The organism is Maribacter chungangensis, assembly GCF_042676845.1.
GTDB classification, from domain to species: domain Bacteria; phylum Bacteroidota; class Bacteroidia; order Flavobacteriales; family Flavobacteriaceae; genus Maribacter; species Maribacter chungangensis.
In genome coordinates this window covers 74,282-98,535 of the sequence record NZ_JBHTHY010000028.1, presented here as the reverse complement: position 1 = coordinate 98,535, position 24,254 = coordinate 74,282, and the positions used below count along the sequence as shown (strand labels likewise).

20 protein-coding genes are annotated in these 24,254 nt (G+C 39.7%); 11 read left to right on the top strand and 9 right to left on the bottom strand.

The window, feature by feature from the left end; translation table 11 throughout:
• Positions 1-229 precede the first annotated feature (229 nt).
• The gene (locus ACFQZJ_RS19650; RefSeq protein ID WP_379936680.1) at positions 230-1,696 is read left to right on the top strand and encodes a vanadium-dependent haloperoxidase; all 1,467 of its coding nucleotides are present in this window, start codon (positions 230-232) and stop codon (positions 1,694-1,696) included.
• Between the two features lie 156 nt (positions 1,697-1,852).
• Here the strand turns inward: ACFQZJ_RS19650 and gltX are convergent, their stop codons facing one another.
• Both gltX and ACFQZJ_RS19640 read right to left on the bottom strand, forming a co-directional pair.
• Positions 1,853-3,367 (bottom strand): glutamate--tRNA ligase, encoded by a 1,515-nt coding sequence (gltX, locus tag ACFQZJ_RS19645; RefSeq protein WP_379936679.1) that lies wholly within the window; start codon positions 3,365-3,367, stop codon positions 1,853-1,855.
• A 90-nt stretch (positions 3,368-3,457) separates the two neighbouring features.
• A complete protein-coding gene (locus tag ACFQZJ_RS19640; RefSeq protein ID WP_379936678.1) occupies positions 3,458-4,504 on the bottom strand; it encodes an alkane 1-monooxygenase in 1,047 nt (348 codons plus the stop codon).
• 73 nt (positions 4,505-4,577) lie between these two features.
• On the opposite strand from ACFQZJ_RS19640, the gene ACFQZJ_RS19635 reads away from it, so the two are divergent.
• From ACFQZJ_RS19635 to ACFQZJ_RS19615, 5 genes are all read left to right on the top strand, one after another.
• Complete coding sequence (locus tag ACFQZJ_RS19635; RefSeq protein WP_379936677.1) at positions 4,578-8,066, top strand: hypothetical protein; 3,489 nt, start codon at positions 4,578-4,580, stop codon at positions 8,064-8,066.
• A complete protein-coding gene (gene ybeY / locus ACFQZJ_RS19630; RefSeq protein WP_379936676.1) occupies positions 8,059-8,478 on the top strand; it encodes an rRNA maturation RNase YbeY in 420 nt (139 codons plus the stop codon). The genes ACFQZJ_RS19635 and ybeY overlap by 8 nt, the downstream gene beginning before the upstream one ends.
• 4 nt (positions 8,479-8,482) lie before the next feature.
• Entirely contained in the window at positions 8,483-10,351 is a 1,869-nt protein-coding gene (gene mnmG / locus ACFQZJ_RS19625) for a tRNA uridine-5-carboxymethylaminomethyl(34) synthesis enzyme MnmG (protein ID WP_379936675.1), read from the top strand.
• A 329-nt stretch (positions 10,352-10,680) separates the two neighbouring features.
• Positions 10,681-11,508: a class I SAM-dependent methyltransferase gene (locus ACFQZJ_RS19620; protein WP_379936674.1), complete on the top strand. Its 828-nt coding sequence runs from the start codon at positions 10,681-10,683 to the stop codon at positions 11,506-11,508.
• A gap of 250 nt (positions 11,509-11,758) precedes the next feature.
• The gene (locus ACFQZJ_RS19615; protein WP_379936673.1) at positions 11,759-12,265 is read left to right on the top strand and encodes an OmpH family outer membrane protein; all 507 of its coding nucleotides are present in this window, start codon (positions 11,759-11,761) and stop codon (positions 12,263-12,265) included.
• Positions 12,266-12,317: 52 nt separating this feature from the next.
• Here the strand turns inward: ACFQZJ_RS19615 and ACFQZJ_RS19610 are convergent, their stop codons facing one another.
• The 3 genes from ACFQZJ_RS19610 to rnr form a co-directional block, all read right to left on the bottom strand.
• Positions 12,318-12,995 (bottom strand): LysE family translocator, encoded by a 678-nt coding sequence (locus tag ACFQZJ_RS19610; protein ID WP_379936672.1) that lies wholly within the window; start codon positions 12,993-12,995, stop codon positions 12,318-12,320.
• 6 nt (positions 12,996-13,001) lie between these two features.
• On the bottom strand, positions 13,002-13,679 hold the full coding sequence (locus tag ACFQZJ_RS19605) for a head GIN domain-containing protein (RefSeq protein WP_379936671.1): 678 nt from the start codon (positions 13,677-13,679) through the stop codon (positions 13,002-13,004).
• Positions 13,680-13,781: 102 nt separating this feature from the next.
• Entirely contained in the window at positions 13,782-15,965 is a 2,184-nt protein-coding gene (gene rnr, locus ACFQZJ_RS19600) for a ribonuclease R (protein WP_379936670.1), read from the bottom strand.
• A 623-nt stretch (positions 15,966-16,588) separates the two neighbouring features.
• Between rnr and ACFQZJ_RS19595 the strand changes: the two genes are divergently transcribed.
• The 4 genes from ACFQZJ_RS19595 to ACFQZJ_RS19580 are packed head-to-tail and all read left to right on the top strand — an operon-like array spanning position 16,589 to position 18,841.
• Entirely contained in the window at positions 16,589-17,020 is a 432-nt protein-coding gene (locus ACFQZJ_RS19595) for an RpiB/LacA/LacB family sugar-phosphate isomerase (RefSeq protein ID WP_379936669.1), read from the top strand.
• A 4-nt stretch (positions 17,021-17,024) separates the two neighbouring features.
• A complete protein-coding gene (locus tag ACFQZJ_RS19590; RefSeq protein ID WP_379936668.1) occupies positions 17,025-17,453 on the top strand; it encodes a Fur family transcriptional regulator in 429 nt (142 codons plus the stop codon).
• 24 nt (positions 17,454-17,477) lie between these two features.
• Positions 17,478-18,398 (top strand): cation diffusion facilitator family transporter, encoded by a 921-nt coding sequence (locus ACFQZJ_RS19585; protein ID WP_379936667.1) that lies wholly within the window; start codon positions 17,478-17,480, stop codon positions 18,396-18,398.
• Between the two features lie 2 nt (positions 18,399-18,400).
• Positions 18,401-18,841: a GNAT family N-acetyltransferase gene (locus tag ACFQZJ_RS19580; protein WP_379936666.1), complete on the top strand. Its 441-nt coding sequence runs from the start codon at positions 18,401-18,403 to the stop codon at positions 18,839-18,841.
• Between the two features lie 11 nt (positions 18,842-18,852).
• On the opposite strand, the gene ACFQZJ_RS19575 is transcribed toward ACFQZJ_RS19580, so the two are convergent.
• The 4 genes from ACFQZJ_RS19575 to dcm form a co-directional block, all read right to left on the bottom strand.
• Entirely contained in the window at positions 18,853-19,878 is a 1,026-nt protein-coding gene (locus ACFQZJ_RS19575; RefSeq protein WP_379936665.1) for a 3-keto-disaccharide hydrolase, read from the bottom strand.
• Positions 19,879-20,269: 391 nt separating this feature from the next.
• On the bottom strand, positions 20,270-20,644 hold the full coding sequence (locus ACFQZJ_RS19570) for a hypothetical protein (RefSeq protein ID WP_379936693.1): 375 nt from the start codon (positions 20,642-20,644) through the stop codon (positions 20,270-20,272).
• Between the two features lie 390 nt (positions 20,645-21,034).
• Positions 21,035-21,649 (bottom strand): hypothetical protein, encoded by a 615-nt coding sequence (locus ACFQZJ_RS19565; protein WP_379936664.1) that lies wholly within the window; start codon positions 21,647-21,649, stop codon positions 21,035-21,037.
• Between the two features lie 4 nt (positions 21,650-21,653).
• Complete coding sequence (gene dcm, locus ACFQZJ_RS19560; RefSeq protein WP_379936663.1) at positions 21,654-22,880, bottom strand: DNA (cytosine-5-)-methyltransferase; 1,227 nt, start codon at positions 22,878-22,880, stop codon at positions 21,654-21,656.
• Positions 22,881-23,049: 169 nt separating this feature from the next.
• On the opposite strand from dcm, the gene ACFQZJ_RS19555 reads away from it, so the two are divergent.
• Positions 23,050-24,231, top strand: a complete 1,182-nt coding sequence (locus ACFQZJ_RS19555; protein ID WP_379936662.1) for a C40 family peptidase — start codon at positions 23,050-23,052, stop codon at positions 24,229-24,231.
• Positions 24,232-24,254 lie beyond the last annotated feature (23 nt).

The following is a 24,254-nucleotide window of genomic DNA, read 5'->3' as shown; positions in this document are numbered from 1 at the left end:
TTGCTCAATACCTCCTCTCGTGAAACATGCAGGTTCTCCTGTTCTAGGAATTAGGCCCCAATTATATTAAATATATTCAATTTAACATGATGGTGCAGAGACCATAAAACATGTTTTAAAGGTCATTTTATTAGTTCCCTAAATTTAATATATTGCACAATTCTAAATCATTGTGTTCCTTTTTATGATGTATTATTGGATATGTATAATTCCAGTTGTAAAAAAAGTTATGAAAAAAATACTCGTATTATTCGTTGGTTTCGTATTGTTTTTCAATTGTAAGGAAAACCCTTCTGCAAAAACACCTGTCATCGATGAAAACCAACCAAAAGGTGTAGAGAACATGGCCTATAAATGGGGCCAAATGGCATTGACGGCTACCGCCAACGATACCGAACGGTTTCAACCAAGGCCCACCATTACATCTCGTTATTTGGGGCTAATCTTTATTTCTATCTTTGATGCTTGGGCGCACTACGATCAAAAGGCAACTCCGGTTTATTTAGAGGGGGTAGCAAAACGTCCTGCCGAAGAGCACAACTTAAAAAACAAGGAAATAGCCATTAGTTTTGCAGCCTATCGCGCAATGAGCGAATATTATTATTCCGATAAGGAATTATTCGTTGCTTTTATGAAAGAATTAGGATTTGACCCTAACAACGAAAGTTTAGATCCGACAACAGCAGAGGGTATTGGTAACTTGGCTGCAAAAGCGGTAATAGAAGCCCGGAAAAATGATGGTGCCAATCAATATGGCGAAGAAGAAGGTTCCAACGGAGAGGCCTATTTCAACTATGTTGGCTATGAACCCGTAAATTCGGCGGATAGCAACGTGGATATCAACCGCTGGCAACCCAAGTATTTCTCCGACGGTAAAGGGGGTTCTTTTGCGCCAGGTTGTTTGACTCCTTTCTGGGACAAGGTACAACCCGTAGCCTTAAAAAGTGGTGCACAATTTAGACCAGGGCCGCCGCCCATGCTGGGCTCCAAACAATTGGAAGAGGAGGTTAAAGAGGTTGTTGATGTGCAAAGTACCTTGACCGATTACCAAAAAGCCCTTGTAGAATTTATGCGAGACGGGCCACAGTCCGTGCAGCAAGCAGGCCACTGGTTAAAATTTGCGCAAGATGTTTCCAGGCGCGATAACCACACCTTAGATCAAGATGTGAAAATGTACTTCTACAATCAAGTGGTGGCCATGGACGCCTTTATCGCTTCTTGGGATTCTAAAATGTTTTACGATTACGCAAGACCATACGCTTTGGTACACGAGTACTACGAAGGTAAGACCATTACCGGATGGGGCGGGGTTGGCAAGGGAATGATTGAAATGGACGGCTCCCAATGGCGGCCGTATTCGCCGGACACGTTCTTATGTCCGCCATTCCCCAGCTATACTTCCGGTCATAGCACCATAAGCGGTGGCTGTGCAGAAGCCTTAAAACTATGGACGGGCAGTGACGAATTTGGATCCGAGGCGCAATTGGTCGCCGGCTCCATGACAGAACCTAACAATTTGGGAGAACTGGTCACCCTAAAATTTCCAACCTTTACGGAAACCGCAGAAATGGCCGGTATTTCCAGAGTATGGGGTGGTTATCACATACAAGCCGACAATGTAGCCGGGCTAAAACTGGGCAGGGACGTAGCGCACGAAGTCTGGGACTTTTACAAAAAGCATGTGGGCGAGGAATAGATAGTTGTTCCGAACTAGACACGCGTTTTAAAACGATTCAATTTTGATTAAGACAACATAGCCTTGCCCCTTCAAAAGAAAGCGCAAGGCTATGGTTTATTGTAAAATGTGCTATTGGGAAATAAATTAGCTAAAAATAAAAGTGCACTAGGATAATCAACCCAACGTTTCGATCGCTTTTTGTATTCGGCCTATGCTTTCTTCCTTACCGATCATAGCCATAATATCAAAAATGTGCGGGCCTTTCATATCGCCTACCAGCACTAAACGCAAGGGCGGCATTACTTTTCCAAAGGAGAGTTCGGCATCCGTAATCCAAGCTTTTACGTTCGTTTCCAAAGGTTGTGAAGAAAAATCGCTCTGAGTTTTTAAAATATCCAATAAGCGTGACATGATTTCTGAGGTGCCGTCTTTCCACTGTTTCTTCACCGCCTTTTCGTTATAGGTTGATGGGGCGACAAAGAAATAATCGCTCAGTTCCCAAAAATCGGAAACGAAGGTAGCACGTTCCTTAATCAAACCAACCACTTGTTCTATGTAGTCCGTCGTGCGCCTATTTTCGGGGATGTCCGCATGGCTTTCCAACTCCAACCGATATGATTTGGCCAAGTCCGCATTGCTCTTCATTTGCATATACTGCTGATTGTACCACTTGGTCTTGTCCGGATCAAAGCGTGCGCCCGACTTGTTTACACGCGCTAAGGAGAAGGTTTCTATAAGTTCCGATAAGCTAAATAATTCTTGTTCCGTTCCTGGGTTCCAGCCCAATAATGCCAAGAAATTAACGACCGCCTCGGGGAAATAGCCCGCCTCCCTATATCCTACGGATTCGTTCCATGACAACGGAAATACAGGAAAACCCCCTTTCTCGCCATCACGCTTGCTTAGCTTGCCTTTACCTACAGGTTTCATGATTAAGGGCAAGTGGGCAAATTGCGGTGCTTGCCAGCCAAACGCATCGTACAATTGTTGGTGAAGCGCCAAGGACGGTAACCATTCCTCGCCTCGGATGACATGGGTAATTTCCATCAAATGGTCGTCTACGATATTCGCCAAGTGATAGGTGGGCATGCCGTCACTCTTGTACAAGACCTTATCGTCCAGCACATTGGAATCTATTTCCATATTTCCCCTAATGATATCCTTAAGGTGTACTTTCTCATCCGGCGGAGTTAAAAATCGAACTACATAATCCTGTCCGTATGCCAAACGTTTTTCAACCTCTTGGGGCATCAGGGAAAGAGAATTGTCCAGCTTTAACCGGTTATGCCAATTATAGATAAAGGTCTTTCCCTTTGCCTCATGGTCTTTTCGGTGAAAATCCAACTTTTCAGCCGTATCAAAGGCATAATAGGCTTTCCCTTTTTCAACAAGTTCATCGGCGTACGCCTTATACAAATGTTTGCGTTCGCTTTGTCGGTAAGGTCCAAAATTTTCCTTCGGTTTTTCCGGGCTTTCATCAAATACAACCCCACACCAATCCAATGCTTCTACAATATACTTTTCGGCACCTTCCACATACCTGTTTTGATCGGTATCCTCTATGCGTAAAATAAAATCGCCGCCGTGTTGCTTGGCGAACAAGTAATTGAACAATGCCGTGCGAACACCTCCTATATGCAGGGGGCCTGTAGGACTGGGGGCAAAACGAACACGAACTTTCTGACTCATAACTAAAAATTGAAACACAAAGATAGTGTATGCGCTAGGAGTAGGAAAGTGTAGGGTAATCAGAAATCCGAGTAGTTTTTAAACAAAAACCTATGCGGCCAATACCATTTCCTTAGGAATCCGAGGATTCATCAACTTAAACCATAGGGGCGGTATAAAGGAAAGTACCATGGAGGTGGGATATCCGTAAGGCATCTGAGGGGAAATATCATAATAGTCCAGTATCTGATATTTTTTAGAGGATTTAAAATGATGATCGCTGTGGCGTGTCAACTCATACAACACGATGCGCCCGATGACATGGTTGCTATTCCAGGAATGCACCTCCCGTACGCGTTCGTAACGGCCAGAGGGTAATTTTTTGCGCATCAATCCGTAATGCTCTATATAGTTTACGGTTTCCAACATTAAAAACCCTACGACACCGGAACAGAAGGCAATAAGCAAGCCTAGTGCGCCAAAAACAAAGAAAACGGTTACAAGGTATCCCGTTTGTATTAGGGTATACCAAAGCATATCGTTTTTGATGGACAGGAAGGGGAGTTGGTCCCGTTTTAAAAGCTGCCTTTGAAGTTTCCAAGCACTCCCGTATTGCCTTATTGTAGAGGTAAGCCAAAACGAATATACCGATTGGTTAAGGCGTGCCGTTGCAGGGTCTTCCGCAGTGGCCGCGTGGGCATGGTGTCCGAAGTTGTGTTCAATATAAAAATGCATATAATGGGAGGGTAGTAAAAGTAGTTTTGCCAGGGTACGTTGTGCTTGGTTGTTGCGGTGCCCCAATTCATGGGCAACATTTATGCCATTGGTGCCCAAAACAATGCCCATGGACAATACCAAACCTACCAATTCGTACGTTTGATACGTGTGGTTGGACACGTCCCAAAGCAAGAAACCCAGAAATCCAAAAACCAAGGGCAGGTTAAAATAGAGCATCCAATCGAACAATTTGCTTTTCGTTTTTTCCTCCCGCTCCTCGCCTTCCAGATTACTGGTGTCGTGAGGCAACAGTAATTCTAAAATTGGGATGATGACAAAAGCATAAATTGGGGTAAAAAAACTCCAATGTTCCTTAAAATAGAAACTAATCATTGCAGATAAAGGTAAACTAAGGGCCGCGAGGTACTTTAAGTCTTTCATAACGTCGCTTTTAACACTATTTTCTAATTGAAAAATTGAATAAAAGGTATCTTGGTATTAAATATAGTTCAAATTGGGCATTTATAACCACATACTGGATAAACTAAACGAGTTCATCCGCAAGCATTATACACAAAAATTGATTAAGGGCGTACTGCTGTTCCTTGCTTTTGGCCTGCTTTTCTTTTTGGTTGTCATGGGTGTGGAATATGCCTTGTGGTTAAACTCAACGGGGCGGTTCTTGCTCTTGTTACTTTTTATAGCCACGGAGACTTTTCTGCTCTTTACCTATATCCTTACTCCGCTTTTTTATCTGTTAAAGATAAAAAAGGGAATTACTCCAAAAGATGCGGCCGTGCAAATAGGCAAACACTTTCCGCAGGTAGGGGACAAGCTCTACAATCTATTGGACCTAGCAGAAAGTCAGGAACAGTCGGAATTGTTGCTGGCCAGTATAGAGCAGCGATCGAAGCAGCTGAACCCTGTTCCGTTCTCCAACGCCATTACCTACAGTGATGCTTTGCGCTATGGTAAATACACTGTAATTCCGCTGCTTTTGGTCGGTTTGGTGTGGGTGTCGGGAAACTGGAATTCCTTTTTTGGTTCGTATGAACGGGTGGTTAATTATGATTTGGCCTATGAGCCGCCTGCTCCTTTTCAGTTTGAATTGTTGTCCAAGAACCTGACCGTGATGGAAAGTGAACCCTTCACCTTTAAGGTCACTACCATGGGTGCTATGAAACCGGAAAATGTATACCTGGTGATGGACGGAAAAGAAATTTTATTGCAGGAGACCGGTGATGGCTATCAATATACACTTAATCCGCCCGTAAACTCCTGGTCTTTTAGCTTTAAGGGTAACGATGTACGCTCCAGGGAATACCGGCTTAAGGCGCTAAAGGCTCCTGCTATCGTAGACTTTAACATTAATCTGGATTATCCGGCGTATTTGAACAAACCCAACGAAACCCTTAAAAGTACAGGGAACGCCCTGATGCCCGAAGGCACCAAAGTAACGTGGCAGATTACGGGAGCCGACACGGAAAATATCCGATTGATTACTACTGACACGACACTTAATTTCGCAAAAAAGGCCAATGCCTTTGAACTTTCCAAGCGGGTATATTCGGATTTAGGTTACCAACTAACGACATCGAACAGTAATGTTAGCGATTATGAAAAATTGGATTATGCCTTTAAAGTAATCAAGGATGAATATCCCACAGTGAACGTGCTGCAGGTACTGGATTCGTTAAATCCCAATGTTTCCTATTATTCCGGTGAGGCTGCGGATGACTATGGAGTGTCTAAAGTAGACTTGGTCTATTATGACGTCACCGATGCCGAATCTACTTCGCGTATCTCCATCACCGAGGGGAAAAGCAATTTTACCCAGTTCTATTATACCTTCCCCTCCGGATTGGCATTGGAGCCCTCAAAAGACTATGAATTTTATTTTTTAGTGACCGATAATGACGGCCTTCGCAAGGGCAAAACAGTTAAAAGTCAGGTGTTTAAGCCTGTTCATTTAGATGATAATCAATTGAAAAACAGGGAGTTAGAATCAAAACAGCAGCTAATTGATAATCTAGACAACACCTTGGAAAAAGCTAAGGAACAGGAAGATGCGCTCCAAAAATTGAACGATGAACAGAAAGAAAAGAACAACTTAAACTTCAACGATAAAAACCAGGTAAAGGATTTTCTAAAAAAACAGGAGCGGCAAGAGGAACTAATGCAAAAATTTAGCAAGGAACTTAAGGAAAACCTGAACAAAAGCGATAAGGACGACAAACTGAACCAGCTCTTACAAGAGCGTTTGGAGCGCCAAGAACTGGAAGCCCGTAAGAACGAAAAGCTACTGGAAGAACTAAACAAGATCGCCGACAAAATTAATAAGGAAGAACTAACAAAAAGACTGGAGGAAGTCGCTAAAAAACAAAAAAATTCCCAACGGAGCCTTGAACAATTGGTGGAGCTGACCAAACGGTATTACGTAACCGAAAAAGCGGCACAGTTGGCAAAGGACTTGGAGAAACTGGCGGAACGGCAGGAGATACTTTCGGACCTTAATATTAGCCAAGATTTTTCAGAAAAGGAACAGAAGAAGTTAAACCAAAGTTTTGAAAAACTTGCCAAAGAACTAGAGGAGTTGCAAAATGACAACCAAGAGCTTCAAAAACCGATAGCTCTAAACATTAACGAGGACAAAAAGCAAGGTGTACGTGAGAACCAGCAAAAAGCCTTGGAGGAAATAAAAAAACACCAAGGTAACGAACAGTCTTCGGACACCGAAAAGATGGAACAAAACGCATCCAGTGCCAAGAAGAACCAGAAATCGGCGGCACAAAAAATGAAGGAATTGAGCGAGGCTTTAAGCAAATCTTCCTCTAGCGGAGGTGGGGGTTCATCAGTGGCCGAAGATGCCGAAATGCTGCGCCAAATTTTGGATAACTTGATAATTTTCTCCTTTAAACAAGAAACACTTTTTGATAAGCTGAGCGTGCAGGATCCAGAAGATGTTTCCCAATACGGCGCAACCGTACGCGACCAGAACGAATTACGCGGTCTTTTTGCGCATGTAGACGATAGCCTTTTTAGCCTTTCCCTTCGCCAAGCGGAGCTGTCCGAATTTGTAAACGAACAGATTACCGAGGTATATTACAACATAGACAAATCTTTGGAAAGCATGGCAGAAGGCCAAATGTACCAAGGAGTGTCATATCAAAAATATGTGCTTACGGCCGCAAATAGTTTGGCGGATTTCTTGGCCAACGTTTTGGAAAACATGAACCAAAGCATGCAGCCTGGGCAGGGCGAAGGTGATGGCGACCAAGACTTTCAACTACCCGACATCATTAAAGGCCAGCAATCTTTAGGCGAGAAAATGGGCAAAGAAGGTGAGGAAGGACAACAAGGTTCGGAGGGAAAAGAAGGGGAACAAGGACAAAAAGGAAATGAAGGGGAACAAGGACAACAGGGCCAAGGTGGTGAAAATGGGCAAGAAGGCAAAGAGGGCAAGGGTGAGAACGGAGAAGGTAAAGGGGAAGGAAAAGGCGGACAACGTGGTGAAAACGGAAAAGGCCAAGGCAGTGGAAACGGTGACGGTGACAGCGGCGGAAACGGAAAAGGATTGTCCGAGGCGGAACTCCAAGAAATCTATGAAATATATCAAGAGCAGCAGCGCATCCGCCAAGAGCTAGAAAAGCAATTAGAAAATTTGATCAATACGGGCGACCGTAAATTAGGGGAAAAACTGGTGCGACAAATGGAAGACTTTGAGAACGACCTATTGGAAAACGGTATTACGCAACGCACGATTAACAAAGCCAATACCATACAGTACGAATTATTGAAGCTGGAAAATGCTGCCTTAAAGCAAGGAAAAAAGTCCGAACGGGAAAGCAATGCCAATCAAATGGACTTTACCAACCCCATTACCACTAAACCCTCGTTATTAGAGAATTATAGAAACGAGGTGGAGATTTTAAACAGACAAGCCTTACCTTTGCGCCAAAATTTTCAGAACAAGGTAAAAGCATATTTTAAGGGTGATGATTGATTTCCATTATGAAACCGATTTTAAACTGGACGGTGAAGGAGCGTACCTAAGTTGGATTCAAAACGTGTGTGCATCCGAGGGATATTCATTAGGTGATTTGAATTATATTTTTTGTGACGACACCTATTTATTGAACATCAACCAAGAATATTTACAGCATGATGATTATACCGACATCATCACCTTTGATTATACAACAGGAAAAGTGCTTTCTGGGGATATTTTTATTTCCATAGAAAGGGTAAGAGAAAATAGCGAAAGTTATACCGTATCCCTAAAAGAAGAATTACTTCGCGTAATGGCACACGGATTATTGCACTTAATGGAATACAAGGACAAAGATGCCGAGCACATCCTTGAGATGCGGACCAAAGAAGATGAGAAAATAAAAATGTTCCACGTGGAACACTAAGCTTATGTTTGGAGAAAATTACGACGTAATAGTAGTAGGGGGTGGGCATGCAGGTGCTGAAGCAGCAGCGGCTGCAGCTAATATGGGTTCTAAAACACTGCTCGTTACCATGAATTTGCAAACTATAGGACAAATGTCCTGTAATCCCGCAATGGGTGGTATCGCCAAGGGTCAGATTGTACGTGAGATCGATGCGCTTGGTGGTTATAGCGGAATTGTTACCGACAAATCCGCCATCCAGTTCAAGATGCTGAACAAATCCAAGGGGCCTGCCATGTGGAGCCCCAGGGCCCAAAACGATCGCATGCGTTTTGCGGAAGAATGGCGTTTGATGTTGGAACGCACACCAAATGTTGATTTTTATCAAGAAATGGTATCTGGTCTGCTGGTGGATGGTGATAAAATTATCGGTGTACGTACTTCATTGGGCATAGACATTAAAAGTAAAGCAGTAGTGTTGACCAACGGCACCTTTCTGAATGGTTTAATTCATATTGGCGAAAAACAATTTGGTGGTGGTAGAGCGGGAGAGAAGGGCTCTACGGGTATCACCGAGCAATTGACTTCTTTTGGCTTTGAGAGCGGTAGAATGAAAACCGGTACGCCGCCGAGAGTTGATGGGCGTTCTTTAGATTATTCTAAAATGATAGTGCAACCTGGCGATGTGAAACCAGAAAAATTTTCTTATACCAATACACCTATTTTAAAAACACAGCGTGACTGTCACATGACACATACTAGTGCGTTAGTCCACGATCTTCTTCGCGAGGGATTTGACAGGTCGCCCATGTTCAATGGAAGGATACAAAGTATTGGACCTAGGTATTGCCCTTCTATTGAAGATAAAATTCATCGATTCGCAGACAAGGATAGCCACCAAATGTTCATTGAACCGGAAGGATGGGATACTGTAGAAGTTTATGTTAACGGATTTTCAACATCACTACCTGAAGATGTACAGTTTAAAGCGCTTCGCTCGGTTGTAGGTTTTGAAAAGGTTAAGTTCTTTAGACCGGGTTATGCTATTGAATATGATTATTTTCCCCCTACACAGCTGAAACATACCCTCGAAACAAAACTCATCGACAATCTGTATTTCGCCGGACAAATAAATGGAACTACGGGTTATGAAGAAGCCGCTTCCCAAGGACTTATGGCCGGTATTAATGCGCACCTTAAAATAAACGAAAAAGAACCCTTTATTCTTAAGCGTGATGAAGCGTATATTGGCGTGCTTATAGACGACCTTATTACTAAAGGAACCGAAGAACCCTACCGAATGTTTACGTCAAGGGCCGAATACCGAACCCTTTTACGACAAGACAATGCAGATCTACGGCTCACACCAATGGGTCATGAAATAGGCCTAGCCTCAAATGCTAGATTAAAACGGATGGAAGAAAAACTTTCAAAATCTGAATCTTTTGTCGACTTTTTTAAACAAACAAGTGTACTCCCAGAGGATATAAACCCTATTCTAGAAAGTGTAGGTTCCGCAACCGTTAAACAGTCCGATAAAATGTATAAGTCATTTTCAAGACCAAAAGTAACGATGGAACACATGTTAAGTCTTGCACCTGTTGCCACTTTTGTAAAGGAACAACAAATTGACAACGAGGTTTTGGAACAGACAGAGGTTCAGGTGAAATACGCTGGTTACATTGCTAAAGAAAAAGTGAATGCGGATAAACTTCACCGTTTGGAAAACGTGAAAATTCCTGCTGGCTTTGACTATAGTAAACTAAAATCATTATCCTTTGAAGCCCGTGAAAAAATGACCGCTATCCAGCCGGTAACTATTTCACAAGCATCAAGGATAAGCGGTGTTACACCAAGTGATATCAGCGTTCTTTTAGTATACCTAGGACGCTAATATGATATTGTTCCACGTGGAACAATTCTAACTTTTCAATCACAACCATCGGTGTGCTTATTCACTCACCAATATTACAATCACTTCATTTATGCCCAAACTCAGCCTTAATAAAACCTGTTCTTGCTCAAAAGCGTGTTTTATCATTGACATTCATAATCCATCACCCTCCCTAATATTATCAACTAAAATTATAGTTAAATATAAAGTCTTATAGCCTCAATACTCTATACAACTATTTTTAAAATAAATAAACGTTTCCCAGAAATTATACTTCACATTACAAAACTCTATCTTAGCTGGACTAATCAAGTACTACCGATTATAGAATGAAACCTTACCTAAACACTAGAGATTATTTCTATTCGCAAGAAGAATTCACGCTTGTAAAAGATGAGACGACCGACATGCTCATCACCCAACCAATACCACAAAATTTAGAAAAGTATTATCAAAGCGAGTCCTATATTTCTCACTCCGACAAACCGAAAACCTTAATAGATCGTATATACCTTTTTGTCAAAAATTACAGTCTTAAAAAGAAAATAAACCTAATCAACCGTTTCGTAGACAAGCAAGGATATCTTTTAGATATAGGTGCAGGAACTGGAGATTTCCTTTTAACGGCAAAACAACACAACTGGCGAATCGATGGTGTAGAACCAAATCAACTAGCACGAACCAATGCTAAAACGAAGGGTATCATACTAAAGGAAAGTATGAAGGACCTTTCTAAAAATACTTATGACATCATAACCTTATGGCATGTTTTAGAACATCTCCCAGATCTTCAAGAACAAATAACCACAATCAACGAACTTCTAAAAACTCAAGGAATTTTAATCGTTGCCGTACCCAACTACCGTTCCTATGATGCAAAACTGTACAAAGAATATTGGGCGGCCTATGATGTACCCCGCCACCTCTGGCACTTCTCCAAAAAATCTATATTACAAATTTTTACCCCTTATGGATTTGACCTACTTGAAACAAAACCCATGCTATTCGATTCATTTTATGTATCCCTTTTGTCCGAAAAATATAAGACCGGAAAAACAAACTATCTTAAAGCTTTTATAAACGGTTGTATGTCCAATATTAAAGGTTTACGTTCAAAAGAGTATTCCTCCCATATATACATCCTCCGAAAAGCTTAATTTCCATTTAAAGCCGTTCTACGCTACTCAACGACACTATGCTTAATAAGTACTTGATTTAATTACAAAACATCCTTACAGCTATTTAGAAAGCTTTAAAAGATATAATTAAAAACTATACTATATTATTTAATGATTATAAATATCTATATACATCATTTTTAAAACTTACTCCCTTCTACATAAAACAATAAATAACAAAGTCCTTTTAAAAACTTTGTTACTTTTGCGCTACTATAAAATAAAAAACATGAAAAAAATTATCCTTGGTTTGGTATTCTTAACCATAGTTTCCTGCCAACAAGAAAAAATCGGTTTTGTTGATAACGTTAAATTAATGAACGACTATCAAGAAAAAATCGATGTGGAAGCTCAATTTAAAATAAAGGCAGAAGCCCTTAATAAAAAAAGAGATAGTATTTCACAGGCATTTCAATTAGAGGCTCAGGCATTTCAAGCCAAGGCCCAGACCATGCCGCAGCAGAAAGCACAAGAAGAGTATGCTGCGTTTCAACAGAAAGGCCAAATTATCGGACAACAGTTACAACAAGAGGACCAACAGCTTCAATCCGAAGGACAAGTACAAATGGACAGTGTTATAAGCCATGTTAAAAAAGAGGTAGAAGCCTACGGTAAGGCAAACGGCTATAGCTATATTCTAGGTGGTGGTGAAGGCGGTAGCGTGCTTTATGGTAAAGAAGCAAACGATTTGACAGACGAAGTGGTTAAAATGTTAAATGATAAGTATAAAAACTAGTACTGAAACCATTATCTAATTTTTTACTAACCCGGCAATCATGTCGGGTTTTTTATTCCCTAATTCCTTCTATCTGCTCAATACCTTGCTCTAAGGTAAACTGGTCCTTGGGAAGGAATCCTTTAATAATCAGTACAATACCACAAATTACCAAAATTATACCGATTCCTTTTTTAACCAAACGAATACGGTCATAGGTTAATTTACGTTTTAACTGTTTCGCCAATAAAATTTTAAACAAATCGGTAACAAAATAAGCCCCTAACATAGTAGCAAAAAATAGGCGAATTCGCAGTGGTTCGTTATCCAAAGAAGGACCAACAATGATAATCACGCCCAACCAAAAAACAAGAACACCAATATTTATGAAATTAAGCAAGAATCCTTTTAATAAAAGTCCTAAATAATCTCCCTTCGTAGCTTTAATTGGTGTATCCGTTCCTGTTTTAACGCCCTTTTTAAAAAAGGTTGTAATCCCATAAACCAATAAAATTACACCACCGAACACATACAAGCCCGGTTGATTGCTCAAATTTTCCAACAACTGGTAACTACTAAAGTATGCAGCTATAATAAATAAAATATCGGCAATGATTACGCCTATATTAAAACTTAATGCGGCCCTAAATCCTTTAAGCGCACTAGTTTCCAATAAGACAAAGAATACAGGTCCGATCATAAAGCTTAAGAGAAAGCCCAATGGTATTGCTGCCTGTATATCTTCAAACATAAAATGTTACATTCTTTTTATATTCCCTCCGAATACTGTTTTCTCATCTACCTTGGCCGGATTGCCATATAATAGCACCTCCCCACCAGCCTTTACATTTACTTTTACATAATCACTGGCATGAACCTCGGCCCTACTACCCGCATTCACATTAATCGTTGAAAATTTGGTCTTAAAGTCTTTACCTTCATAAATACCTCCCGTATTAATCTGCACGTCCTGGACTTCAGCGCTACCGCTAGTTTCTATAACACCTCCAGATACAGATTTAATTAACAGTTGCTCAACGATTGCGGTTACACTGATCTCTCCTCCTTCCTGCGCTTTCAACTCAAGAATATCCTGTTCAATAGTATTCTCGCTTATTATCCTGGCATCCTCATTTACATCGATCACAACTAACTCACTCTTATAATACAGAGTAACAAAGGTTTTATAGCCACTAAAAATCTTACCGATCTGCATTCGTATTTTAAGTACCCCATCATTATTAACGGTAGCCACCTTATCCGTACTTTCACCTGTAATTACGGCCTTGTTCTCCGTTGACCTTATCAGCTTAATTGATAATCCATCGAACGCTTTAAGCTCTTTAAAATCGTCCAAGGTTATTGTAACTTCATTACTCTGTGCAACAATCGCTTGAAGACCGAACAGAAACCACACTATAAAAAAATGTTTCATTTCGTCTATTTTCATGAGTAGGATAAACTTATACCGGTATAAGTCCTATCCTTACGTGTTTATTTACACTAGATTGTAAATCAAAATCCATTCCAAAGGCAATCATTCGTTTTTGCCAATTAGCGAAAAATCCAAATGCCTTTTTATTAAATCCGTATTCTTTACCATAACAATTACCTCATCTCCAAGTTGATAGGTTTTTTTAGTACGTTCACCTACAATGGCGTATTCCTTCTCATCAAAGATATAATAATCTCCTTTGATGTCACTAATTCGTACCATTCCCTCGCACTTGTTCTCTATAATCTCTACATAAACACCCCACTCCGTTACACCACTGATTACTCCAACAAACTCCTTATCGTCATGGTCTTGCATAAATTTGATCTGCATATACTTAATGGAATCACGTTCGGCACTGGATGCCAGATATTCCATATCTGAAGAATGCTTACATTTTTGCTCGTAAACTTCTTCCTTAACGCTACTACCACCGTCTAAATAATGCTGCAACAATCGATGTACCATAACATCCGGATACCTTCGTATAGGTGATGTAAAATGACTGTAGTAATCAAATGCCAATCCATAGTGACCAATATTATGTACTGTATATACGGCTTTGCTCATACTTCGTATAGCAAGGGTATCTACCAAATTTTGCTCCTTTCTACCTTTAACATCCTCCAATAATTTATTTAGGGAAGCACTAATGGATCTTTTGTCCTTAAAATCCAGCTTATGACCAAAACGAGATACTATACCGTTCAATGCCATTAACTTATCTTCATTTGGATCATCATGTATCCGGTATATAAATGTCTTTTTTTGTTTCCCAATAAATTCGGCTACTTTTCTATTTGCCAACAACATAAATTCTTCGATAAGTTTGTTGGCATCCTTTCCCTCTTTAAAGTATACACTAACTGGCTCATTATCTTCATTTAAGTTAAAACGAACCTCTACTTTATCGAAAGACAAGGCACCCTTGTCCATACGCTTAGCTCGCATAATTTTGGCAAGCCTATCCATAGTTAAGGTAGCTTGGACTACAGCATCGTCCACAGTGTATGCACTACCCCTAATACTAACATCATCCGATATTTTTCCCTTACCCGATTCTATAATATGCTGTGCTTCCTCATAAGCAAATCGTTCGTTGGAATTGGTTACCGTTCTCCCGTACCATTCGTTTACCACATGTGCTTTTTTATCTATTTCAAAAACAGCGGAGAACGTATATTTTTCTTCATTAGGACGAAGAGAACAAGCATTATTTGACAATACTTCGGGTAACATAGGTACTACCCTATCTACTAAATACACAGAAGTTGCCCTTTCATACGCTTCATCATCCAACACTGTTCCCTCTTTCAGATAATGTGAAACGTCCGCTATATGGATTCCAATTTCATAGTTACCGTTAGACAGTGTTTGAAAAGATAGCGCATCGTCAAAATCCTTAGCATCTTTTGGATCAATGGTAAAGGTCAAAACCTCCCGCATATCCCTACGCTTCTTTATTTCATCAGGTTTTATACTGGTATCTAGCTCATCTGCGAAACGTTCAACTTCGACTGGAAATTCATAAGGTAGGCCATATTCCGCTAGTATAGAATGGATTTCCGTATGATGTTCGCCAGGTTTACCCAAGACCTCCGTTATCTTACCAAAAGGAGAACCCACATCATCTGGCCAATCGGTAATCTCTACGATTACTTTTTCCCCATTTTGAGCTCCGTTGAGTTTATCGTTAGATACAAATATATCCGTGTACATCCTAAAATCTGTAGGTCTAACGAAGGCAAAGTTTTTTTGCATGTCTACGATACCCACAAAACTGGTCTTATTTCGCTCTAAAACCCTATGTACTTCTCCCTCAAGTTTTTTTCCTTTCTTTCTAGGATATATGAACACTTCAACAAGGTCTTTATGAAACGCCTTGTTTATCTTATTATTAGGAACAAAAACATCATCATCCATACCTTCAATAACAATGTAGGCATTACCTCTTCCTGTTATATCTACTTCACCTATATGATAGGTTTTTGTATCCTCGAGCATTTGATAGCTACCTCTATCTATCTCTCTTATGCGCTTTTTCTCCTTTAACTGAACCAATCTTTTTATTAATGTATTTCTATCCTGTGTTTGGGTAACACCTATTTTTGCCGCAATCTGCTTATAATTAAAGCTTTTGGTCGGTTCTTTTTCTAAAACCGTAAAAATACCTTTGGTAATTTCATTTGTTTTATGATTTCTTGATTTCTTATTTCTTTTTGACATTAAAATTTTTATTTGTTGGAAAATTACGAATTATATTCCACTACCGTTTTTGAGATATTTAAAGCTTACATTATTAATTGTAAGGTTATCAACAGTAATATCATATCGTTCCATTTTTTTTTAAATTAAATTAAATTATTGATGGTTATTATAGTGTGTTAATAGCTGGTATAACTAAAGAACTATTTACTTGATTTTATGAGATACGAATACTTGTTCACATTCTATCAATACTAAAATAGTTTGATAATCAGAAATTTAAAATAGTTGTTAGTAGTGGTTGATAACCCGTTTAAACATAAAAATACTCATAAGTTTATGTGAAGTTTATGTTTACTAGTTGGGTATTTTTACCTTAGAAGTACGTAACTAGTTCTTAAATAATTTTTAGTTTTTTAATTGAAAAAAAACTAAGCAAAATAGAATTATAACTGGCAAATTTTAAATTCCATAGTTATTAACACTTATACACATAGTTAACCAGAATATAAGACCACTAATAAACAACCATTACTTTTCAATATAAATATAAAGTTGTGAATAGTCTATTTCTTGTAGTGAACTATTGTAAATCGTACATTTGATGCTGGTTACCCCCATCTAACCGAACTTAAAATTATAGTATGAAAATAGCAATTGGTAACGACCACGCAGGTACGGAATATAAACTAGCGATTATTGGTTTATTAAAATCCATGGATGTAGCATTAACAAATTATGGTACCGATGGTACGGATAGTGTAGATTATCCGGATTTTGTACATCCCGTAGCAAAAGATGTGGAAAATGGTGCGGTTGATTACGGTATTATTATATGTGGTAGTGGAAATGGTGCATCCATGACGGCCAATAAACATCAGAAGGTTAGATCTGCCTTGTGTTGGTCCAAAGAAATAGTGGAATTGGCAAGATCACATAACGATGCCAACATTTTAAGTCTCCCTGCCCGTTTTATTTCACTCCCACAAGCTTTGGAAATGGTAAAGACCTTTTTAAACACGGCATTTGAAGGCGGTAGACATGAAAGGCGTATAGAAAAGATGCCCTGTAGCTAATAAAATGCATCTAAATACAGACTACATATTACTTTCAAAAGCAAATATCACTCCTACATCCAATAGGGTTTTGGTACTTCGCCTATTTTTAGGAAATAGTAATGCCTTTACATTGAATGCAGCTGCGCAAGAACTTTTTTTTATGGAGAAATCCACCATTTTTAGAACATTGCAAGTATTCGAATCAAAGGGGATTTTACATAGTGTGGTTACAGATGATGGAGTAAAAAATTATGCTTTATGTACAGTAGACTGTATAAAGGATAATCATGCCCACCGGCACGCACATCTTAAGTGTAGTATATGTGAACACCTTTATTGTATTCCGGTAACTTCTTTACCTGTCTTCGAGTCTGCCAGGCGTTTTCAAATTGATAAGGTATATATGTTGGCCAATGGCACTTGTGAAGAATGCAATAGGGTTGCATCCTAAACAACCTACTTTTACAAAAAAAACATGGGACACTCGCATTCTGGTCATCATCATTCACATGCCCATCCAGATTTAAAGGGGCGTAACCTTATTATTTCCATACTACTTAATATCGTTATTACCGTAGCACAGGTAATAGGTGGGGTGCTTTCCGGTAGTCTTTCCCTTTTGTCCGATGCCCTTCATAATTTTAGTGATGTTCTATCGCTTATTATCAGTTATGTTGCCACGGTACTATCAAAAAAAGAAGCATCGACCAATAAAACTTTTGGATATAAACGTGCAGAAATTATTGCCGCTTTTGTGAATGCCGCTTCGTTAATCATCGTTGCCGTTATATTGATAAAAGAGGCTGTTGAGCGTTTTTTTAATCCGCAGGAAATAGCATCCGGTCTTGTAATTTGGCTCTCATTGATAGCTATAGCAGGTAATGGTTTTAGTGTACTGTTATTAAAGAAAGATGCCAATAGCAATATGAATATGAAATCTGCCTATTTGCACTTGTTAACAGATATGATGGCTTCCGTAGCTGTGTTCATCGGTGGCCTATTAATGTTATATTTTAAATGGTATTGGGTGGATCCTGTTTTAACTTTGGCGATTGCTATCTATCTAATTTACATGGGGTACGACCTTTTAAAGGATGCTACCAGGGTGCTAATGCTATTTACGCCCAACAGTATCCAGGTGCAGCATATTGTAGAAGCCATAAAAAAGATTGAGACTGTTAAAAACGTACATCACGTACATATTTGGCAGTTGAACGAGGACGAAGTACATTTAGAGGCACATATAGATTTTACGGAGGATATTAGACTATCACAGTTTGATGTAATACTAGAGGAAATAGAAGAAGAATTATACCACAATCACGGTATCAACCACGTAAACATTCAACCAGAATTTGGGAAATGTGACAACAAAGAAGTAATTGTACAGGATTGAAGATGGAAATAATCGTAAAATCATTTAACGAACTTACTACCACAGAATTGTATGGTATTCTTAAACTGCGTACCGAAGTTTTTGTTGTGGAGCAGGATTGTGTGTATCAAGATTTGGATGGTAAGGATAAAGATGCCCTGCATGTTATAGGAACAAAAGGAGGTGCCGTAGTTGCCTATACTCGTATATTTGATGCGGGTTATTATTTTAAAGAAGCAAGTATTGGCCGTGTCGTCGTACATTCCTCGGAAAGAAAATATGGGTATGGCAGGGATATCATGAGGGCATCCGTTAGGGCAATCCACGATCGATTTAAAGAAACGACCATACGGATTTCCGCACAAAAGTATTTAATAACATTTTATTACTCTTTGGGATTTAAACCGACCGGAGCGGAATACCTAGAAGATGGTATTCCTCATATAAATATGATAAAGGAATAAGATTGGCTTTATTATAAGATTGGGGTTAGCACGATATTTCTATACCCTACCTTCCCATGGTCGCCCTGTAAAAATATAGGTCCAGGTGCAAGCACATCGGTACTTAGGGCACCTCCGGTAGGTCCGTGTACAGGTTGGTTGTCTATTATGGTTTTACCATTCAGAATCACAGTTACATGACGATCTACTAAGGTAATATCCAATGTTTGCCATTCGCCAGCGGGTTTTTCTGCAGCTTCAATTGGGGTAATACGGCTATAGAGCGCTCCCATATTATGGCTATCTACTTCTGAACCGTAAGAATCCACTACCTGTATTTCGTACAAACCCCTAAGATAGATACCGCTATTGTTGCCTTCTGGAACATTTACTTCTAAAGTAAGGTTAAAATCACCGAACTCCTGTTCTGTACGTAAATTACCATAATAAATATGGTCTCCATTTTCTGGCTGAACTGGATCGTTTTGAAGAACACCATCCATGACCTTAAAGCCATTAGGTCTATTGGGGTCTATAGGTTTCCATCCTTTCATGTTTTTACCGTTGAACAAGGTAATCGGTTTTCCGTATTTTATCGCGGATATATCTGGTGCAGCACCCATGGCTGGCATACGTTTTCCGGTAAAACGACTTACTTGCTCCCCATTTCCGTCCCAAGAGGGTCCTGTCATGGTACCTGTAATACCATCGCCTACTTTGGTAACACGTAAGGTCCATGTACGTATATGTGTACGTTCTTTTTCCTTATCTCCTTTGTTATGCACTTGTTCATCGGTACGGGTAACCACCAAGGTGTTATCATTTGCCAAATAGATATGGGAAACAGGGAGCACACTGCCACCTATCCACAAAAGTTCACCGTCTAAGAAACCTTCGGAATCATGAACATGCAGCCAAGCAACACCGCCACTTTCTATTTCCATTCCCCACATACCTAAAAAGCTATTTTCGGTAGAAGACTTGGCAGTAGTAACCGATGTGCTTAGTAAGGAGCTCGCTAGCAGAGCGGACATAAAGCTGAATAGTTTTATTTTCATGAGCTGTGTTTTTATTGGCACCGCCAAAGGGTTTGATACTCCGAGGCTTGCCTCGAAATTAAAAATCGTTTTCTTATTTAATGCTTCGTGGGCTTGCCCCGGAGTAGTTTACTTCTCCGAGAGCATAGCAATAGTTCATAATCATCTAAAAATAAGTTTTAAATCCCACTATCGAGGATTTCTGATATAAAAAATTGACTTGATTTATGGAATGTATAAAATTATAGAAATTGGTTCTTGGACTTTATCGAAGAAGATAGGTAATGCTAAAAAGTTTAAATTTTTACCGTAAAATAGGTGTTTCTACAGAGGAAACACCTTTATTTTAAATGATATGATGGTTTAAGACAATGGCGGATATTATATTGTTTGGAAACTTTTAAGGAACATCTTAAATCTTTATAGGCGTCTTATTACTTAGATTAATGTCCTCTAACATCATATCCGTAAATTTATAATGACCTCTTGTGGTAATGATGCGAAAACGATTGGATCGCATTCTGCTTAAGGTGTCCAAGAACAACCATTTAGATTTTAACAAACTTGGTTTTTCGGATTTTAGACTGATTTCGAAAAAATATTTTCTACCATTTTTCATGGCTACAATGTCCGGTGTTATTTTTGAATCCGCTCCTTTTCTAATGAAGGATTTTGGTGTTTCATAGCCTTCCATATCCGCTTTGATATGCTCAAACCCTGTGGCTTCTAAATGTTGAATCGATTTCTCTAAAAATGCTGTATTTTCTGTTTTGTCTACTTGTACCATAGCTAATAAGATACTAAAAAATAGCATAAAAGCAAATTTTAATGCTGATTTACAATAACTTAACCTTTAAAAAGATGTTAGTACAGCTAATAATTTTACTTACAGTACATTAGTTGATTGTCACCGCCAAAGGGTTTGATACTCCGAGACTTGCCCCGAAATTAAAAATCGTTTTCTTATTTAATGCCTCGTGGGCTCGCCCCCCGTAGTTTACTCAGCTCTCTTCATTGAAATGATGAAAGAACGCTTTTAGACCTTGTGGTCGGTTTTAGGGCCTTATGTTGTTTAAGCGGTTGGTTATTTTTTCGGTATACTGTTTCAAAACATCTATAAATTGCTTTAAAAATGAATATAGATATACAGCACAGACTATTTAGTCCAAAACCAAACCTAAATCAAACGTTTCGCAAGTCCGTTTTGTAGCAAAAAGTCTAGACGGAGAATTAAATTAACCGGCTTTTCGGCTTTATTGTTGGATGAAATATAAAGGTAGCCCTCCGTGCTATGGCTCAACGCTTTTAGTTTAAGTTTTCCGTGTTTGGTTTCATGTGTTTTTGCAGTGTTTTTTAATAATGTTTCCGAAATACCTTTGTTCGTTAAAAAGGCAATTAATTTAGCGCGGTTTACCAAGGTTATTTTACAGCTGGTATAGGTATTTGGGGCATCGGTATATATTCCGGTGATAAGGGAGTAGAATTCTGTTTTCTTTGTTGGATCGTAAAACCATCCTTTCTTTAAAATACCTGCTTTTTTATAGGAGAGCTCAAACGCAAACGTGGGTAAGTCGTCGTTTAGATAATCCAGTTGGGCCTTTTCGTCTACAGCATAACTATTCCCCGTTTTTTTATGGGTCAGAACAAGGTCTATCCCTTTAAACTGTTTCTTTTTATCCCGTACACGTTCAAAATTGTAGTGTTTTAAGTGTTTAGTGTAATACGCGTCTAAAAGCACGGCAAGTTGCTGTTCTTTATTTAAATCAGCATTAAATGTGCTTTTTAGGGTCAAAACATTAGGAATTAATAATGTGATATAATGCTGTTCCAATTTTTTCTACCACACCAACAACCAAAGCATTTCCCATAAAAAAAGCTCGTTTGGTAGGGCTTATACCCTCCAATTGGGTATGGTTGTCCGGAAACATATTCAGGCGTTCCAGTTCTACCGGAGTCAACCGCCGGAGTCTTTTGTTGTATTGGACCACGTGTTTAAAACGCGAGGGAGATGTACCGCCTTCGCCTGTAATAATCGTTCTGGAGGCATTGTCCAGGGCATCGGGAAAGATCATGCCGCCCTCACTGTAGTTGTATTGAAAACCGCTTTTTGCAGTGCGGACCTCCTTTTTAGCACCTTTTAAATAGTCCCATTTTGGATAATCATCGGGAGAGATATAGAATTCTTCGGGTATAGCTTTTGTTTCGAGGATATTTTTCAGCACGGTCCGTTGTCCGTCATAAGAAGCCGTTGTTTTTGCTGTGAACACTTGCCCGTTGATAAAAACCCCGTTATTTTCAAAAGGAGAGGCTTTTTTGCCCCTATTAAAAGTTTCGGAAAGCTGTACCAAATCATCCGTAATAGAAAAGGTATTTCTATTGGAGGAGTCGGGTGTTATGGGAAAGGCCAAAGCAAAGGTACCATCCTCATGTATCCATTCAGACGCATCTGATTTTTTTAGCTTTTTATAGGCTTGGGTAGTCTTGTGATATCCTACAAAAAAGATTCGCCGTCGTCGCTGGGGCATTCCATAATCTGCCGCGTTTATGACACGCCACTCTACCGCATATCCTAAATCGTCCAGACTTTTTAACATGATGGCAAAATCACGGCCACGTTGGTTGGAGGGCGATTTTAATAAACGATCCACATTTTCTAAAAATAGATATTTGGGCGGGTTTTTCTTTTCGGAAAGTATGCGATGGATGCTCCACCACAAGACTCCTTTTTTACCGATCAGTCCTTTGGAGTTCTGCAAGGTGGTAGCTACGGAATAATCCTGGCAGGGAAATCCGCCTACGAGCATATCGGCATCTGGAATAGCGTCTGTTGGCACTTCCGAGATATCTTCGTTACTGTGGTTCTCGGCCCCAAACCGCGCCTCGTACACCATTGAAGCATGCTGTGCCTTGGTGCTGGGTTCCCATTGGTTGCTCCATACAATTTCATAATTTTTTGCCTGTTCCAGTCCCAATCTAAATCCGCCTACACCGGCAAAAAGCTCTATAACTTTTAGTTTTTTCATTACCTGCTAAAGTAAGAAAATTTTAAGCCTGCAGTGAAATCCAAAATAGAACAAGTAATCCGTATTTTTACCAATAATTGATATGTAAGCGTTTTTAAACTTTAACCTCTTTTCTTTAGAAAGACGCTAGCGTTTGCATCACAATTATTTGGGATAAAAAATTGAAACAATGCATATACGATTTGGATACATAGTACTGGTTTTGATGATTTTTGTAGGTTGTAAGACTGAAACACCTACTGAAAACGCTGCGCAGCATTATATTGATGAGCTACAAAAAGAAGTTGCGCCGGACAAAAGGGTGGCCGTTTTTAAAATTGAAGCGCAACTAAATGCCGAGGGTTATATTTTAAAGGGAGAGACCGATAAGCCCAATGCCCTACAAAGGCTGCGCGATTCCCTCGTTGCCAACAACATTTCATTTACGGATAGTGTAACCTTGCTCCCAACAGCTGAGCTAGGCGATACAACACGGGCCATTATCAACATATCCGTAGCCAATCTAAGAAGCAACCCAAAACACAGTGCGGAATTGGCTACACAAGCAACCTTGGGAACACCTGTAAAGGTTTTGAAAAAGGAAGGTGATTGGTATTACATACAAACGCCGGACAACTATTTGGCATGGGTAGATGATGGCGGTATTACCCTTTTTACCGAACAAACGATACAAAATTGGGAAAGTGCGGATAAGGTAATCTATACAAAAACCTATGGGCACGCATACAAAGGGCCGGACAGGAAAGAAATTGTATCCGACCTAGTGGCCGGAAATGTATTGGAAGTCCTCAAATATGCCGATAAATTTTATATCGTTCGGTTTCCGGATGGAAGGCAAGCCTATGTTTTCCGCGAAGCATCTGAAACATACAAGGACTGGTTGGCCAAGCTAAACAATACCCCAGAAGCTTTGGTACAAACGTCCAAGCGTTTTATGGGAGTTCCCTATTTGTGGGGCGGCACTTCTACCAAAGGTATGGATTGTAGTGGCTTCACCAAAACGATTTATTTTTTGAACGGCATGATTATTCCAAGGGACGCATCGCAACAAGTACATACCGGAAAACCGATTGATGACACCGGAAATTTTGATGTTTTGGAGCCAGGGGATTTGTTGTTTTTTGGAACCGAGGCAACCGATGAAACCAAGGAGAAAGTGGTACATGTAGGAATGTGGATCGGCAACAACGAGTTTATACATGCTTCGGATATGGTGCGGGTAAGTAGCGTGGATAAGGAAGCGGACAACTACGATGCATATAATGTTAACCGATACCTACGCACTAAACGTATTTTAAGAGAAGAGGACATGGACCTGATCGATTTGAGAAAGGTAGCGCTATTTAAGTAAATGCAACAAAAGCCTTTTGCAAT